This window comes from Pectobacterium colocasium (assembly GCF_020181655.1).
Taxonomy (GTDB): Bacteria; Pseudomonadota; Gammaproteobacteria; order Enterobacterales; family Enterobacteriaceae; genus Pectobacterium; species Pectobacterium colocasium.
Genome location: NZ_CP084032.1, coordinates 3,480,785 through 3,496,453, shown reverse-complemented (window position 1 = coordinate 3,496,453; position 15,669 = coordinate 3,480,785). Strand labels below are relative to the sequence as shown.

Below are 15,669 nucleotides of genomic sequence, written 5' to 3'. Positions count from 1 at the left end.
AAACCCGATGGCCATTGCCAGATTGGATTTTTCGCTAGCCAATTGATGGAAGCTCAATATGGCCTTATTACAAATTAGTGAGCCTGGCCTGAGTGCCGCACCGCACCAGCGCCGTCTGGCTGTCGGTATTGATTTAGGTACCACCCATTCTCTTGTTGCTACTGTACGCAGTGGCGAAGCCCAGACGCTGGCAGATAGCGACGGGCGCGATCTGCTGCCGTCGGTTGTCCACTACCGCCGCGATGGTCACAGCGTTGGCTGGCACGCGCGCGATAATGCTGCACACGATCTGGAAAATACCGTCAGTTCAGTTAAACGCCTGATGGGGCGCTCTCTGGATGATATTCAGCAGCGCTATCCTCATTTGCCGTATCGTTTTCATGCCAGCGATAACGGCCTGCCGCTGATTCAGACTTCAGCTGGCAACCTCAATCCTGTACAAGTGTCGGCGGATATTTTGTCCGCACTGGCCGCGCGTGCGGAAGCGGCATTAGGCGGCGTGCCGGATGGCGTGGTGATTACGGTTCCTGCGTACTTCGATGACGCACAGCGTCAGGGCACCAAAGACGCAGCACGTCTGGCTGGGCTGCACGTATTGCGCTTGCTCAATGAACCGACCGCTGCGGCGATTGCCTACGGGCTCGATTCCGGTAAAGAGGGCGTGATCGCCATTTACGATCTCGGCGGTGGCACCTTTGATATTTCCATTCTGCGCCTGAGCCGCGGCGTCTTTGAAGTGCTGGCAACGGGCGGGGATTCTGCGCTGGGCGGTGATGATTTCGATCATCTGCTGGCGGAGTGGTTGCGTGAGCAGGCTGGTATTCACGATCGTGGCGATCGTCAGTTGGATCATGCCTTTCGCGACGCGGCAGTGAAAGCCAAGATTGCACTTAGCAGCGCCGAGTCAGCCCGTGTAGATGTGGCAGGCTGGCAGGGTGATGTGACTCGCGAGCAGTTTGATTCGCTGATCGCTCAACTGGTGAAACGCACGCTGCTGTCCTGTCGTCGTACGCTGAAAGACGCGGGACTGACGCCAGAAGACGTGCTGGAAGTGGTGATGGTGGGCGGATCGACGCGCGTTCCGCTGGTGCGTGAGCAGGTAGGGACGTTTTTTGGCCGTACACCGCTGACGTCGATCGATCCAGATAAAGTCGTGGCTATCGGCGCGGCGATCCAGGCGGATATTCTGGTGGGTAACAAGCCAGATAGTGACATGCTGCTGCTGGATGTTATCCCCCTGTCGCTGGGGCTGGAGACGATGGGCGGACTGGTGGAAAAAATCATTCCGCGCAATACCACGATCCCGGTTGCCCGCGCACAAGAATTTACCACCTTCAAAGACGGCCAGAGCGGCATGATGATCCACGTCTTACAGGGCGAGCGTGAAATGGTGGCGGATTGCCGTTCGCTTGCGCGCTTCTCGCTGCGCGGCTTGCCGCCGTTGCCTGCCGGTGGAGCCCACATTCGTGTAACCTTTCAGGTGGATGCGGATGGCCTGCTGAGCGTGACGGCGATGGAGAAATCGACGGGCGTTGAGGCATCCATTCAGGTGAAACCGTCATACGGCCTGAGCGATACAGAAATTGCCACCATGATCACCGATTCGATGCTGAACGCGAAGGAAGATGTCGGCGCGCGTCGTCTGGCAGAGCAAAAAGTGGAAGCGGCACGCGTGCTGGAAAGTTTGCAAAGCGCGCTGGTGGCCGACGCCGAGTTATTGAGCAATGACGAAAAAGGCATCATTGTCGCGGCATCCGAACACCTGCACACGATAATGCAGGGCAGCGATCCCGTGGCGATTGAAGCCGCGATTAAAACAGTCGATCAACAAACCCAGGAATTCGCGGCTCGTCGTATGGATGCCTCTATCCGTCGCGCGCTGGCAGGCCATTCTGTGGATGAGGTGTAACATGCCTAAGATAGTTTTTTTACCGCATCAGGATCTGTGTCCTGAAGGTGCGGTGTTGGAAGCGGAACGCGGTGAAAGCATTCTGGAAGTCGCTTTGCGTAACGGTATTGACGTTGAGCACGCCTGCGAGAAATCCTGCGCCTGCACCACCTGCCACTGCATCGTGCGTGAAGGGTTTGACTCGCTGGCGGAAAGCACGGAAGAAGAAGACGACATGCTGGATAAAGCCTGGGGGCTGGAATCGGAAAGCCGTCTGGGCTGTCAGGCGCGTATCGCCGGGGACGATCTGGTTGTCGAGATCCCGCGCTACACGATCAACCATGCACGCGAGCATTGATCTGAATAAGGAGAAACCGCGATGGGATTAAAATGGACAGACAGCCGGGCTATCGGCGAAGCGCTTTACGATCAGTTTCCCGATCTCGATCCGAAAACCGTGCGTTTCACAGACATGCACCAATGGATCTGCGAACTGGATGAATTTGACGATCGGCCGGACGCTTCCAATGAAAAAATTCTGGAAGCGATCCTGCTGGTCTGGTTAGATGAAGCAGAATAGAAATATGGCGGGGCTGCCTTTGGTGGCCCATTTTATTTCATGCCAAAATTCGTAACATTTTCATGTCATGATGCACAGTTTATTTATCGGTAAGCTGAATATTGATAAACAAGCACTGATAAATAACGTATCTGCAACTATGAAAAGCACCTGCAAACATGAGAAGTGGCAGGCATACCCATTATCGGAGAAGCACTATGACGAACAATACCATGCTGATTTCACTCTCCACTCAACCTGCTGATGCGCGCTGGGGAGAAAAAGCGACGCTGAGTGTGAATGAGCAGGGGTTTACCATCCATGTTGGAACGACGTCGCTGAATGGTAAAGCTGCACTGGCGGTGATCCAGCGTGCTGCCCGCAAAATCGACGGGCAGGGGATCAAACACGTTAAACTGGCAGGTGAAGGCTGGGATCTGGCAAACAGCTGGGCATTCTGGCAGGGTTATCGCGGGCCGAAAGGGCAAAGAACGGTTGAGTGGGCGGAACTGAATGAGGCCGATCAGAAAGAGTTTAATGATCGGCTGAAGATTGTGGACTGGGTGCGTGACACCATTAACCTGCCTGCTGAAGATTTGGGGCCAGAGCAGTTGGCAACCCGCGCGGTCGATCTGCTGTGTGACGTTGCCTGTGATGCTGTTAGCTACCGCATCACCAAAGGTGAAGATCTACGTGAGCAAAATTATGCCGGCCTGCACACGGTCGGCCGCGGCTCTGAACGTCAGCCGGTGCTACTGGCGCTGGACTATAACCCAACGGGTAATGCGGATGCGCCAGTGTTCGCCTGTCTGGTGGGGAAAGGGATTACGTTTGATACCGGCGGCTACAGTCTGAAACCGAGCAGCTCTATGGATTCCATGAAATCAGATATGGGCGGTGCAGCTACTCTGACTGGCGCACTGGCGCTGGCGGCGGCGCGTGGTTTGCAACAGCGCGTGAAACTGTATCTGTGCTGTGCGGACAACATGGTGAGTGGCAATGCATTCCGACTGGGCGATATTATTCGCTACCGCAACGGCAAGACGGTTGAAGTCATGAACACCGATGCGGAAGGGCGTCTGGTACTGGCGGACGGCCTGATCGATGCCTCCGAGCAGAACCCGCAGTGGATTATCGACTGTGCAACGCTGACGGGCGCGGCGAAAACGGCGCTGGGCAACGACTATCACGCGCTGTTCAGCTTTGATGACGAGCTGGTGGCGGCATTGCAGGACAGTGCGAAAGAAGAGAATGAGCCGTTCTGGCGTCTGCCGCTGGAAGAGTTCCACCGTAGTCACCTGCCGTCCAGCTTTGCCGATCTGAACAATATTGCCAGCGGTGCGCACACCGCCGGTGCCAGCACGGCGGCGGCTTTCCTGTCGCACTTTGTGAAAAATTACCAACAGGGCTGGCTGCACATCGACTGTTCCGCGACGTACCGTAAAGGCGCGGTGGATCAGTGGGCGACAGGTGCAACGGGGCTCGGCGTACGCACGCTGGCGAATCTCTTGCTGAGCAACGCCAAATAGTCGTTTCAGACTTATCTGCCATTTACCGAATGTGTTGAGACATAACGCCGCGCCTCATGCGTAATGCTAGTCACTTAAGCATGGGGTTAGGGGGAAACACAGTGATGAGGCTCCCGCAGGGATGCCTCGCATCGTGGTAGCCCCCGGTATCTCGATCCTTAACCGATCGGCATTAGAGCCTCACGCGTCGGTTTTTTAACGTAATCATGTTGAGGAAAGTATGGAGTTTTCGCCACGTAATAAACTGGAAGAAGTGCTGATTCTGGCTGCAACGGAACCCGCACATCGTCCTGAGTTTTTCAGTGAACTGATGGAAGCCACGGTGTTTGTGTTGGGCACGACCGATGACGGGGATGAATCCGGTGAGGTGGTGTTGCATGCGGGCAGTAATGTGAATATCCAACACTGGGAAAAAGACGATGGCTCATCTGCTATTCCTTTCTTCTCTTCTCTGGAAGCTTTACAGAGCGTGATTACGGAAGAAGCGTCTTTTCTGGCTCTACCGACGCGTTCGCTGTTTGAAATGACACAGGGCGTCACGCTGTTCCTCAATCCTAAACTTTCGTATGGCAAAGAGTTTTTGCCGCAGGAAATTGAACATATTCTGTCTGGCGAAGGTCACGGTTTTGTTCAGCAGCGTATCGTCGAAGAAGAGATGCAGGTCTTGCTGAGTCAGCCAGCCGAGATGCCAGCACAGATGATTGATTCCCTGACGCAGCTGTTTACCAAGCATCGCCATGTAAAACGAGCGTTTTTGGCGCAGATTCAGGAGCCGGGCGAAGAACAGCCCCACCTGCTGATTGGGATTGATGTCGATCAGGATGAAGAAACCATCATCCGTGAAGCGGGCAGCGTCGCCAGTGATACCTTGCCGGACGAGCGTCCTGTCGATCTGTGTTTGGTGAAAGAAGGTGAGCCGGGGATCAGCCACTACATGATTAAACACACCACGCCGTTCTATGAACGCAAGTGGGGGAGTTTCCTGAGGGAGTTTAAGGCCACCGGCAACGCCTGATACCCGTCATACTTCAAGCTGCTTGTGCGTTGGCAATACTCGGCTCATCCTTAGCCTCGCCCTGAAGGGCCGCCGCAAGCGGCGTTCAAATCGGCTAGGCCGATTTGTCCTTACTCACCCCAGTCACTTACCTGTGTAAGCTCCTGGGGATTAATGAGGTTCATAGAGGCTCACCCTTCGGGTCAGTGCTAGCGCTGTTCAAATCGATTAAAACCGATTTGTCATGCGGTTGCCGCGTTACAAAGCCATAAATGGGCCTTGCCCTAAAGGGTCAACGCAGAGCGTTGTTCAAAACGATAACGTTTTGTCACGCAACTCGAATTATTTAGGGTATATAGGGTATATAAATTTGATAGAGGCGACAGCGGATTACGATTTTTCCGCTGTTGCCTGCAACAACAGTAAATCGATCAGCATCACCATATTCGATTCAAATGAGCTAATCTCGCCAGCTTCCGCCGCATAGTGAACCGCATCATCGTAGAGCCGGAAGTGTAAATCGGCCAACTCGCCTAATGAATTCAACGACGCTCGGGTAAACGCGATCACTTTCATGCCAATGTTTTTGGCGATACGCGCCTTATCCAACACTTGTTCGGTCTCTCCACTGCGGGAGATAGCGATAAACACCTGATATTTCGGTGCGTTATTAAGAAAAATGCCTCGGCTGTCTCCTAGCCCGGAAGAGAACGCATCTTTCCCCAACACCTGTAACTTCTTCGCCAAATACTCGGCAAACAGATGGGAGAACCCCGCGCCATAGAGGAAAAAATGGCTTTCCTGTCGCAGGATAGCGCTGAACGTCGCTCTATCCTGATGGCTAATGTAGGCAAATGTGCGGCGGTAATTGTCGACAAAATGCGGGAAGGCATCGGGAAGCGAAGCGTCATCAGGCGTGTCGACGGGCGAGGGAGCCAGACGCGGATTATCCGTGAGCAGCGTTTTACAGTGATAAATGAATTCGCTGTAGCCGCTAAAGCCGATTTTCTGGCACAGCCGCATGATGGTGGCGGTGGAGACATAGGTCTTCTGCGCCAGTTCACGCACCGTTATTTTGCCTATCAACGACGAATGTTCGGCGATAAAAGCCAGCACGCGATACTCCGCGCGCGTCAGTACCTGACCATGCTGCATTAAGGATGCCAGCCGATTATCCACCCGCTACCCCTGATTGACGGCAAATAACACACTGAACGGGATTAATCGCGCGCAATCGGAACATCATCGCGGCTACCCCAATCACTCCATGAACCGTCGTACAGCGTCACATTCGGGACATTTAACTGCGTCAGCGCCAGCACAACGACAGATGCCGTGACGCCGGAGCCACAGCTAGCGACGATAGGGCGAGTGAAATCCACCCCATTCTTATGCAGAATGGTTGCCAGTTCAGCGTTGGGTTTCAGCGCACCGTTATGTACTAAATCGGTCCACGGCACGTTCAGGCTGCCGGGAATATGGCCGCGATGCAGGCCGGGACGCGGTTCGTCCACTTCGGCATGAAAGCGCGGCGCGGGACGGGCATCGACAATCTGTTCTGATTTATCCCGGCTGATGGAAAGTACATCATCGCATGAGCGAATCGCGCTTTCATCCAACGTAGCGTGAAACGTGGTTGGTTTCGGTGTCACATCACCCTGTTCCAACGGCATATTTTGCGCTTTCCAGCCTGCCAGACCCCCGCTCAGGATTGAAAGGGATGTCGCACCGAAGGTGTGCAACATCCACCACGCGCGCGGCGCTGAGAAGAGATTTCCTTCATCGTAAATCACCAGATGCTGCTGGTTATCAATCCCCAACTCGCCCATCGCCCGTGCGAAGTTTTCGCGAGTTGGCATCATATGCGGCAGATCGGTACTGTGATCGGACAGGGTTTCAATATCAAAAAAAACCGCGCCAGGTAGGTGACCGGCGCGGTATTCGGCATGAATATCACGGGTGGTGTTGCCCGGTGGCAGCATTCGGGCATCAATGAGTGTGATACTGCTGTTATTCAGGCGGCTGGCAAGCCAGTCTGCGGAAACAAACCGCTCATGAGAAACGGGCAAATCAGAAGACGATGCTGACATAGATCCTCCACGTTGGGGCCGACGAATTCAGCCCCGAATCTACCATTGATATTCAATGGTAGATTCATTGTCAGCGATTTTCCCTCATCCGACAAGTCGCAGATTATTGGGCGATACCGTCTCTATATGCTTGTTTTAATTGCGGCCAGTAATCCTGATTGGCTTCAATCATCTCATCCAGAATGGCTTTGGCGTGCTGCATCGTCGGCACGGTACGGTTCAGGGTAAATGCCTGCAAGGCCTTCTCGTAGCTGCCTTCCAGCGTGGCTTCTACTAGCAATTGTTCGGACGCCAACTGCTGTTCCAGTAAGGCACGATGGAACTGCGGTACGTTCCCCATCCGCACCGGCTCCGGCCCTTGCGCGGTGATATAGGCGGGCACTTCGACCATCGCGTCGTACGGCAGATTGGCGATGGCACCTTTATTCTCGACGATCACCAGATGACGCTGACGCAGATCGAACGCCAGCGAGCAGGCGACATCAACAATGAACGCGCCGTGTACGCCAACGTGGAACGCATCCGACAGAATACCGGTGTCTTTGTAGCTGGCGGCAGCCGCAAACAGCTTCTTCTCACGCCCGTCCATCACTTCATTGGCGCGCGTGTAGTCAGGATCCTGATGTTCCACGATCTGATTCGGCATCAGGTAATACTGCAAATACGGATTCGGCACGAACTCAGGGAAATGATCCATGATGGGTTTGATGTTGCGCCAGGTTTTCACCCACGATGGATCGGCGTGTTGTGGGTCAGTATCGGCGGCATCGGCGGTCAGCAGGCCGTAGCGGGCGATGTGTTCGCGCAACTCCGGCATACGATCGACACCATCGACCAGCACGCGGGTAAACCAGCCGAAGTGGTTCAACCCGAAATAGTCCACCGTGATGTCGTGACGATCGACGCCCAGCACGGCGGCAATGTTACGCATCGCGGCAACCGGCATGTCGCAGATATTCAGCACGCGGGCGTTAGGACGCAGGCGGCGTACGCCTTCGGCAACGATCGCGGCAGGGTTGGAGTAATTGACGATCCACGCCTCTTTATGCGCATAGAGCTCAGCCAGATCGATAAGCTCAGCCATCGGCAGAATGGTGCGCAGGCCGTAGGCCAGTCCGCCGGGGCCACAGGTTTCCTGCCCGACGACGCCGTGACGTAGCGGGATTTTCTCGTCCTGCTCGCGCATCTTGTACTGCCCGACACGCATCTGGGCAAAGACAAAGTGGGCGCCGCTAAACGCGGTCTCCGCGTCGGTCGTGACGGTAAAAACGATGCTGTCACTGTGGTCACGAATGACCTTTTCCACCACCGGCGCGATGATGTCCTGCCGCGGGCCGTCGATGTCATACAAACGAATCTCTGCCAGCGGGAAATCCGCGAGACGTACCATCAGACTCTTTACGATGCCTGGGGTATAGGTGCTGCCGCCGCCGGCAATGGTCAGAATGAATGGGGGTTTCGTCATGGTCAGTCTCCTGTTAAAGCGCGTTTTCAACTGCTTCGCGTATCGTTTTGACGTGAAGTCCGTAAACCACCTGTACGTTGTTACCCTGCCGGATAACGGCTTTCGCACCGGTGTTCTTAAGCTGTTGTTCGTCTACCAGCGTTGGGTCGATCAGCGTGACCCGTAAGCGGGTGTAACAGTTATCCACTACCTCGATGTTTGGTTTACCGCCCAGTCCGGCGATAATGGTAGCGCCGACAGGCGGATCATCGTTCTTCACTGCGTCCTGCGTTTTTACCTGGCTCTCGGCTTTCGCCTGATATTCGTTTTTAGAGTACAGGCGCGTCTCTTCCTCATCGGTTTCACGTCCGGGTGTTGGCATATCGAAATACAGAATCAGGAAGCGGAAGACGAAGAAGTAAATCACCGACATAGTCAGCCCAACCGCGATGTACATCGGCCAGTTAGATTTCTCGATGCCCAGCGGCAGGTTATAAAGCAGGAAGTCGATGACGCCGTTGGCACCAATGGCATGCACGCCCATGATGGAGAACAGCATCATGCCTATGCCAGTTAGTACGGCGTGGACGGCAAATAGCATGGGCGCGACGAACAGGAAGGAGAATTCCAGCGGCTCGGTGACACCCAGCAAGAAAGAAGTAAAAGCGGCCGGAATCAGAATGGCTTTGGCTGCCAGACGCTTTTCTGGCTTCGCTGTGACGTACATCGCCAACGCGGCGGCAGTCAGACCAAACATTTTACTGATGCCACGTGCGTCCCAGACTACGGTGGAACTCAGTTGTTTGACATCCTGACAGGCCATTTCAGCAAAATAGATGTTGCGTGCGCCCTGATACAACTTGCCGCATACCTCTGCGGTGCCGCCCAGTTCGGTGTACAGGAATGGGGTGTAGACCAGATGATGAAGCCCAGTGGGGATTAGCACGCGTTCCAGAAAACCATAAATGGCGATGCCAACAGGGCCTGCACCTTTAATCGCGAAGGCCAGCCAGGTAATGCCCTGTTGAGCAAACGGCCACAGCGCGCTCATCGCAAAGCCCAGCGCAATCGCCAGCGGAATAACCAGAATGGCAACGAAGCAGTGGCCGGAATAAATCGCCATGACACCGTTAAACTGTTTACTGGAATAGCGGTTATACAGATAGCCTGCGAATCCGCCGATCAGGATACCGGCGAAAACGCCCATTTCCAGCACCTGAACGCCTAGCACCATGCCTTGCCCGGCGGCGCGCATCTCTGCGGCTGGCACGAGTTTTCCCTGTAATTGCAGCGTGATATTCATGGCGTTAATGAAGATGATGAACATCACCAGACCGATCAGCGCAGCGTAGCCCTTATCGCGTTTTGCCAATCCAATCGGGATCCCAACGGCGAATACCAGCGCCAAATTAGCCAGAATCGCTACGGCAGATTTGGAAACCAGTTGACCAAAATCCTGAATTAAAGGGTGATTAAGTAAAGGGATATAGCCCGCTAAGTTGCCGTTACCAAACACGTTCCCAAATGCGATGAATAGCCCGACAATCGGGAGTATCAGCACTGGCCCATACAGGGACTTGCCGAAATTTTGCAATGCATTGACCGCTCTTTTCATTATCAGCCCTCTTACTGGCCATTATGGTGGGTACAACAGCAAGGCTAGCAGTGAACGATAAGGAAATTCTAGTTATCTTATTGTTTTAAAAACAAATAACCTATAACGTTACAAGTAACCTTCAGAACTGTGATCGCTGATGATTTGTTACATCCCGCGCAAAGGCTGTGGGGGACGAAAAAGTGCGAGGCGTAATCGTTAATGAAGAGGAAATGAGAGGTAACATTTTTTTAATAAAATGTTATTTCCTTGGTAGGCAACAAAGGTCTCTGCACCTATAATTTGCGCCACTTTCACTGGCTGGGTAGACAATTCTTATAATCCGGCTGCAATCTGACAGTTTAGTTAATGAGGTCAATATGACGATAGAACGTACCTTCTCCATCGTAAAACCGAATGCGGTTGCCAAAAATGCCATTGGTTCGATTTACGCACGCTTTGAAAGCGCCGGTTTTACCCTTGTTGCGGCTAAAATGCTGCGCCTGAGCCGTGAGCAAGCGGAAGGCTTTTACGCTGAGCATAAAGGCAAGCCGTTCTTTGATGGCCTGGTTGAATTCATGATGTCTGGCCCAATCATGGTGCAGGTGCTGGAAGGTGAAAACGCCGTTCAACGTAACCGTGACATCATGGGTGCCACGAACCCGGCAAATGCACTGGCGGGCACGCTGCGTGCGGATTACGCTGACAGCTTCACGGCGAACGCGGTACACGGTTCTGATTCTATTGAATCTGCTCAGCGTGAAATCGCGTATTTCTTCAGCGATGATGAAATTTGCCCGCGCGCGTAATGTTGCGGGTAATAAACAGGTTAGCGCGTGTGATGTTGCTTCTTTTTCGTTGCGTTAATGTGCCGTGTCGAAGCAATGACACAGAAAAAAAGCGGTGATGGTAGCTTACCTGTTTTAAACTTTGTACAATGCTGCGCCCCGGATGAGCCTGCACTTATCCGGGGCGTTTCTTTGGTCATAACCATCGAATTCAACCTTCTTTTTAGCGCCATAACGTGTAATAACGAGGCCAGGATTGACAATGTCTAAGCAAATCGCGTCTGAAACCGTCGTGCCTGAAACGACCGCATCTACGACTGTCGCATCTACAACAACTACCGTATCCGAGCAAACCGTGTCCGAATTCTCTCCGGCGTCCGCTGATGCCTCTCAATCCGTTAAAACCAGTGCGGAAAAAATCAACCTGTTGGATCTTAACCGCCAGCAAATGCGTGACCTCTTCATGTCGATGGGAGAGAAACCGTTCCGCGCCGATCAGGTCATGAAATGGATTTATCACTACTGCTGTGATGACTTCAACCAGATGACGGATATTAACAAAGTCTTCCGCAGCAAATTGCAGGAAGTCGCTGAGATTCGCGCGCCTGAAGTCGTAGATGAACAGCGTTCTTCTGACGGCACGATTAAGTGGGCGATTCTGGTAGGCGGCCAGCGCGTAGAAACCGTTTATATTCCCGAAGAAGATCGCGCCACGCTGTGCGTATCGTCTCAGGTAGGTTGCGCGCTGGAGTGCAAGTTCTGCTCAACGGCGCAGCAGGGCTTTAACCGCAACCTGCGCGTATCGGAAATTATCGGCCAGGTGTGGCGTGCGGCGAAAATTATCGGCGCTTTTAAAGTCACCGGCCAGCGTCCCATTACCAACGTGGTGATGATGGGCATGGGCGAACCATTGCTGAACCTGACTAACGTGGTGCCAGCGATGGAAATCATGCTGGACGATTTCGGTTTCGGTTTGTCCAAGCGTCGTGTGACGCTGTCCACGTCTGGTGTCGTGCCTGCGTTGGATAAACTGGGCGATATGATTGATGTTGCGCTGGCGATTTCTTTGCATGCGCCGACCGACGACATCCGCAACGAAATCATGCCGATCAACAAAAAGTACAATATCGAGATGTTTCTGAGTGCGGTTCGTCGCTATCTGGAAAAATCCAATGCGAATCAGGGTCGTGTTACCGTTGAGTATGTGATGTTGGATCATATCAATGACGGTACCGAGCACGCGCATCAACTGGCTGAATGCCTGAAAGATACGCCGTGCAAAATTAACCTGATTCCATGGAATCCGTTCCCAGGCGCGCCGTATGGCCGTAGCTCAAACAGCCGTGTTGACCGTTTCTCCAAGGTATTGATGGAATATGGCTTCACGACGATCGTGCGTAAAACCCGTGGGGATGACATTGATGCTGCCTGCGGCCAGTTGGCTGGTGAAGTCGTGGACAGAACCAAGCGTACGCTGAAGAAGAAAATGGCGGGTGAACCTATTGCGGTGAAAGCGGTCTAAGATCGGATGGCGCGCGGGTTAGCGTGGAAGCGCTAACCCGCTGTCTGCTGCTGAGGTAATTTGCAGGACAAACGTGAGCAAATTGCGAGGCGCGCCGCGTTGTTACCCGATCTGACTGCCACTCTGCTCATATTCAGGTAACCTCTCTGACAAAAGGATGTCTGGCAAGGATGACAGCGAGGGGGAACAGGGATGGTAAAGGTTCTATCACAGGGATTGTCTCTGTCACAGAGAATCGCGTTATTACGTGGAGCGTACTGGCTGAGTGGCCTGTTCGCGGTGCTGTTGCTGGCGGGATGTGTGCATTCGCCTCAGGAAGCGACAAATCCCGCGGTTGCTCAAACCCGCTTGCAGCTGGGGCTGGCGTATCTGGCGCACAACAATTTGGATTCGGCTCGGCAGAATCTTGAAAAGGCGGTGGCGATTGCTCCGCAGGATTATCGAACACAATTGGGGATGGCGCTCTACGAGCAGCGGATAGGTGAAAACCGTCTTGCCGAACAGCGTTATCAGCACGTGTTGAACATGGCGCCGGAAAATGGCAGCGTCATGAATAATTACGGTGCGTTTCTGTGTAGTTTAGGGCAGTATGTAGCGGCGCAGCGACAGTTTAGTGCGGCTGCACAACTTCCTGATTACAGTCAGGTTGCTGATGCGTTGGAAAATGCGGGATACTGCTTTTTCCATGCCGGACAGACTGAAAACGCGCGCAATTTATTAAGTCGGGCGCTGAAATATGACCCGACGAAAGGCAGTGCCTTGCTGGCGGAAGCAAACAAACAGTTTGATGCCGGGAAAAATGAGCAAGCGCGGCTGCTGCTTGATGTTTATCAGCATATTCTTCCGGCCAGTGCCGAAAGCTTATGGTTACAGATTCGTTTCGCCGCGTTGGCGGGCCATGATGGCGATAAAGAACGTTATGGCAACGTGCTGGCGCGAAGTTTTCCACAATCTAAACAGTACCAGCACTTCTTAGCTAATGAATACTGAAGCCACCCAAGATACAACAGAAGCAAAACTACCCGGCGAACGTCTGCGTGAGGCGCGTGAACGTCTTGGATTTACCCAGCAAACTATTGCCGAGCGTTTGTGCCTTAAAATCTCCACCGTTCGTGATATTGAAGACGGTACGACGCCTGCCGATTTAGCGCCGACTTTTCTGCGCGGCTATATCCGTTCTTATGCCAAGCTGGTTCATTTACCCGAAGATGAGCTGCTTCCCATCGTGGATAAACAGGCCATACCTAAAACGATCTCTGTCTCGCCGATGCAGAGTTTTTCGCTGAAAAAAAGCCGCAAAAAGCGTGATGGCTGGTTGATGACAATCACCTGGCTGGTCGTGCTGGTTGTTCTGGGGCTAACGGGCGCATGGTGGTGGCAAAACCATCAGGCTCAGCAGGCGGAAATCAATAGCATGGTCGATCACGCCAGTTCGATGCAGGCACAAACGGAAGGGCAACCTGTTCCGCTGATGGACAACAGCGCCCCGCAGGAAACAGCGGCACAAAATTCTGCTGCGGCACCCGCTTCTACGCCAGTCGACCTGTCTGCGACTGTCACGGCGACACCTTCAACGCCTTCTTCTTCTGTTTCCTCAACGACGCCGTCAACGGCACCTTCCAGCCAATCGCCTTCACAGGCGAATACTGCACAGCATCAGACTGCGGGTAATGGACTGTTAGGCGCTGGGGCAGTTGCTCCTGCTGCGGGTACGGTAACGGAGAGCAATCCGGTCTCTGCTGCCCATGCATTGGTTATGACTTTCACGGCCGATTGCTGGCTGGAAGTGACGGATGCCAGTGGCAAGAAACTGTTCAGCGGCATGCAACGTAACGGCGGCACGCTGAATCTGGATGGTCAGTCGCCCTATAAACTTAAAATTGGCGCACCTGCTGCGGTACAGATTCAATTTCAAGGCAAGCCGGTTGATTTAAGCCGATTTGTGCGCAGTAATCAGGTTGCACGCCTGACGCTGACCGCAGAATAACGTCTTGTTCAGGTAAGACTGCAATGTTGGAGATGAAGTAATGCATAACGCTGCACCCATAACCCGTCGAAAATCAAAACGGATTTACGTCGGCAAGGTGCCTGTAGGTGATGGCGCGCCGATTGCGGTGCAATCCATGACCAACACCCGAACCACCGACGTTGAGGCTACCGTCAATCAAATCAGATCGCTGGAACGTGTTGGCGTCGATATTGTTCGCGTCTCCGTGCCAACGATGGACGCGGCGGAAGCCTTTAAGCTTATCAAACAGCAAGTGAATGTTCCGCTCGTCGCCGACATCCATTTTGACTACCGCATCGCGCTGAAAGTCGCGGAGTACGGCGTTGACTGTCTGCGTATCAATCCTGGCAATATTGGTAACGAGGAGCGCATCCGCTCGGTTGTCGATTGTGCGCGTTACAACAATATCCCGATCCGTATTGGCGTGAATGGCGGTTCGCTGGAAAAAGATTTGCAGGAAAAATACGGCGAGCCAACGCCGGAAGCGCTGCTGGAATCGGCGATGCGCCATGTCGATATTCTCGATCGCCTGAACTTCGATCAGTTTAAGGTCAGCGTCAAAGCCTCGGACGTTTTCCTTGCCGTGCAGTCTTATCGCCTGCTGGCGGCCCGTATCGATCAGCCGCTGCACCTCGGCATCACCGAAGCGGGTGGCGCGCGTAGCGGTGCGGTGAAATCGGCTATCGGCCTTGGACTGCTGCTGTCTGAAGGCATTGGCGACACGCTGCGTATCTCGCTGGCGGCCGATCCGGTTGAGGAAGTGAAAGTCGGCTTCGATATTCTGAAATCGCTGCGCATTCGTTCACGCGGAATTAACTTCATTGCTTGCCCGACCTGCTCTCGTCAGGAGTTTGACGTGATCGGGACGGTGAACGCGCTGGAACAACGACTGGAAGACATCATCACGCCGATGGATGTGTCGATTATTGGCTGTGTGGTGAATGGTCCTGGTGAAGCGCTGGTGTCGACCATTGGTGTTACTGGTGGACACAACAAGAGCGGCTTCTATGAAGACGGCGTGCGGCAGAGAGAGCGCTTCGATAACGAACAGATGATCGATCAGTTAGAAGCCAAGATCCGCGCGAAAGCCTCCATGATGGACGAAAATCAGCGTATTACCGTCAATCTGGTGGATAAATAACCCTGACGGCGTGGCGGTATGCCGTCACCCGCCTAATTCACGATTCCTGAACCCGATGGGGATGCCCCGCATTGAAGATGCGACGATAATCCCTCTATAATCGGGTTTATTT

The 15,669-nt window shown here is 53.6% G+C and carries 14 protein-coding genes; 10 read left to right on the top strand and 4 right to left on the bottom strand.

All coding sequences use genetic code 11. The features are described from left to right. The first annotated feature begins 58 nt into the window (after positions 1 to 58). From hscA to sseB, 5 genes are all read left to right on the top strand, one after another. Entirely contained in the window at positions 59 to 1,909 is a 1,851-nt protein-coding gene (gene hscA / locus LCF41_RS15855; protein WP_225085416.1) for a Fe-S protein assembly chaperone HscA, read from the top strand. Between the two features lies 1 nt (position 1,910). After that, entirely contained in the window at positions 1,911 to 2,246 is a 336-nt protein-coding gene (gene fdx / locus LCF41_RS15850) for an ISC system 2Fe-2S type ferredoxin (protein ID WP_225085415.1), read from the top strand. A 21-nt stretch (positions 2,247 to 2,267) separates the two neighbouring features. Then, the gene (gene iscX / locus LCF41_RS15845) at positions 2,268 to 2,468 is read left to right on the top strand and encodes a Fe-S cluster assembly protein IscX (protein WP_010280073.1); all 201 of its coding nucleotides are present in this window, start codon (positions 2,268 to 2,270) and stop codon (positions 2,466 to 2,468) included. A gap of 197 nt (positions 2,469 to 2,665) precedes the next feature. Then, positions 2,666 to 3,976 (top strand): aminopeptidase PepB, encoded by a 1,311-nt coding sequence (gene pepB / locus LCF41_RS15840; RefSeq protein WP_225085414.1) that lies wholly within the window; start codon positions 2,666 to 2,668, stop codon positions 3,974 to 3,976. A 220-nt stretch (positions 3,977 to 4,196) separates the two neighbouring features. Beyond that, the gene (sseB, locus tag LCF41_RS15835; RefSeq protein ID WP_225085413.1) at positions 4,197 to 4,991 is read left to right on the top strand and encodes an enhanced serine sensitivity protein SseB; all 795 of its coding nucleotides are present in this window, start codon (positions 4,197 to 4,199) and stop codon (positions 4,989 to 4,991) included. A gap of 369 nt (positions 4,992 to 5,360) precedes the next feature. On the opposite strand, the gene LCF41_RS15830 is transcribed toward sseB, so the two are convergent. From LCF41_RS15830 to LCF41_RS15815, 4 genes are all read right to left on the bottom strand, one after another. After that, complete coding sequence (locus tag LCF41_RS15830; protein ID WP_225085412.1) at positions 5,361 to 6,149, bottom strand: MurR/RpiR family transcriptional regulator; 789 nt, start codon at positions 6,147 to 6,149, stop codon at positions 5,361 to 5,363. A 41-nt stretch (positions 6,150 to 6,190) separates the two neighbouring features. Then, positions 6,191 to 7,060, bottom strand: coding sequence for a 3-mercaptopyruvate sulfurtransferase (gene sseA, locus LCF41_RS15825; RefSeq protein ID WP_225085411.1), 870 nt, complete (start codon positions 7,058 to 7,060; stop codon positions 6,191 to 6,193). A gap of 103 nt (positions 7,061 to 7,163) precedes the next feature. Beyond that, on the bottom strand, positions 7,164 to 8,525 hold the full coding sequence (locus LCF41_RS15820) for a 6-phospho-alpha-glucosidase (RefSeq protein WP_225085410.1): 1,362 nt from the start codon (positions 8,523 to 8,525) through the stop codon (positions 7,164 to 7,166). Positions 8,526 to 8,538: 13 nt separating this feature from the next. Then, positions 8,539 to 10,119, bottom strand: a complete 1,581-nt coding sequence (locus tag LCF41_RS15815; protein ID WP_225085409.1) for a PTS transporter subunit EIIC — start codon at positions 10,117 to 10,119, stop codon at positions 8,539 to 8,541. Positions 10,120 to 10,478: 359 nt separating this feature from the next. Here LCF41_RS15815 and ndk point away from each other — a divergent pair, with 359 nt between their 5' ends. From ndk to ispG, 5 genes are all read left to right on the top strand, one after another. Further along, complete coding sequence (gene ndk, locus LCF41_RS15810) at positions 10,479 to 10,907, top strand: nucleoside-diphosphate kinase (RefSeq protein WP_015841195.1); 429 nt, start codon at positions 10,479 to 10,481, stop codon at positions 10,905 to 10,907. A gap of 241 nt (positions 10,908 to 11,148) precedes the next feature. Continuing rightward, positions 11,149 to 12,408: a dual-specificity RNA methyltransferase RlmN gene (gene rlmN / locus LCF41_RS15805; RefSeq protein ID WP_225085408.1), complete on the top strand. Its 1,260-nt coding sequence runs from the start codon at positions 11,149 to 11,151 to the stop codon at positions 12,406 to 12,408. 192 nt (positions 12,409 to 12,600) lie between these two features. Beyond that, a complete protein-coding gene (gene pilW / locus LCF41_RS15800; protein ID WP_225085407.1) occupies positions 12,601 to 13,398 on the top strand; it encodes a type IV pilus biogenesis/stability protein PilW in 798 nt (265 codons plus the stop codon). Beyond that, complete coding sequence (gene rodZ / locus LCF41_RS15795) at positions 13,388 to 14,395, top strand: cytoskeleton protein RodZ (protein ID WP_225085406.1); 1,008 nt, start codon at positions 13,388 to 13,390, stop codon at positions 14,393 to 14,395. The genes pilW and rodZ overlap by 11 nt, the downstream gene beginning before the upstream one ends. Before the next feature lie 40 nt (positions 14,396 to 14,435). Beyond that, the gene (gene ispG, locus LCF41_RS15790; protein WP_015841191.1) at positions 14,436 to 15,557 is read left to right on the top strand and encodes a flavodoxin-dependent (E)-4-hydroxy-3-methylbut-2-enyl-diphosphate synthase; all 1,122 of its coding nucleotides are present in this window, start codon (positions 14,436 to 14,438) and stop codon (positions 15,555 to 15,557) included. Positions 15,558 to 15,669 lie beyond the last annotated feature (112 nt).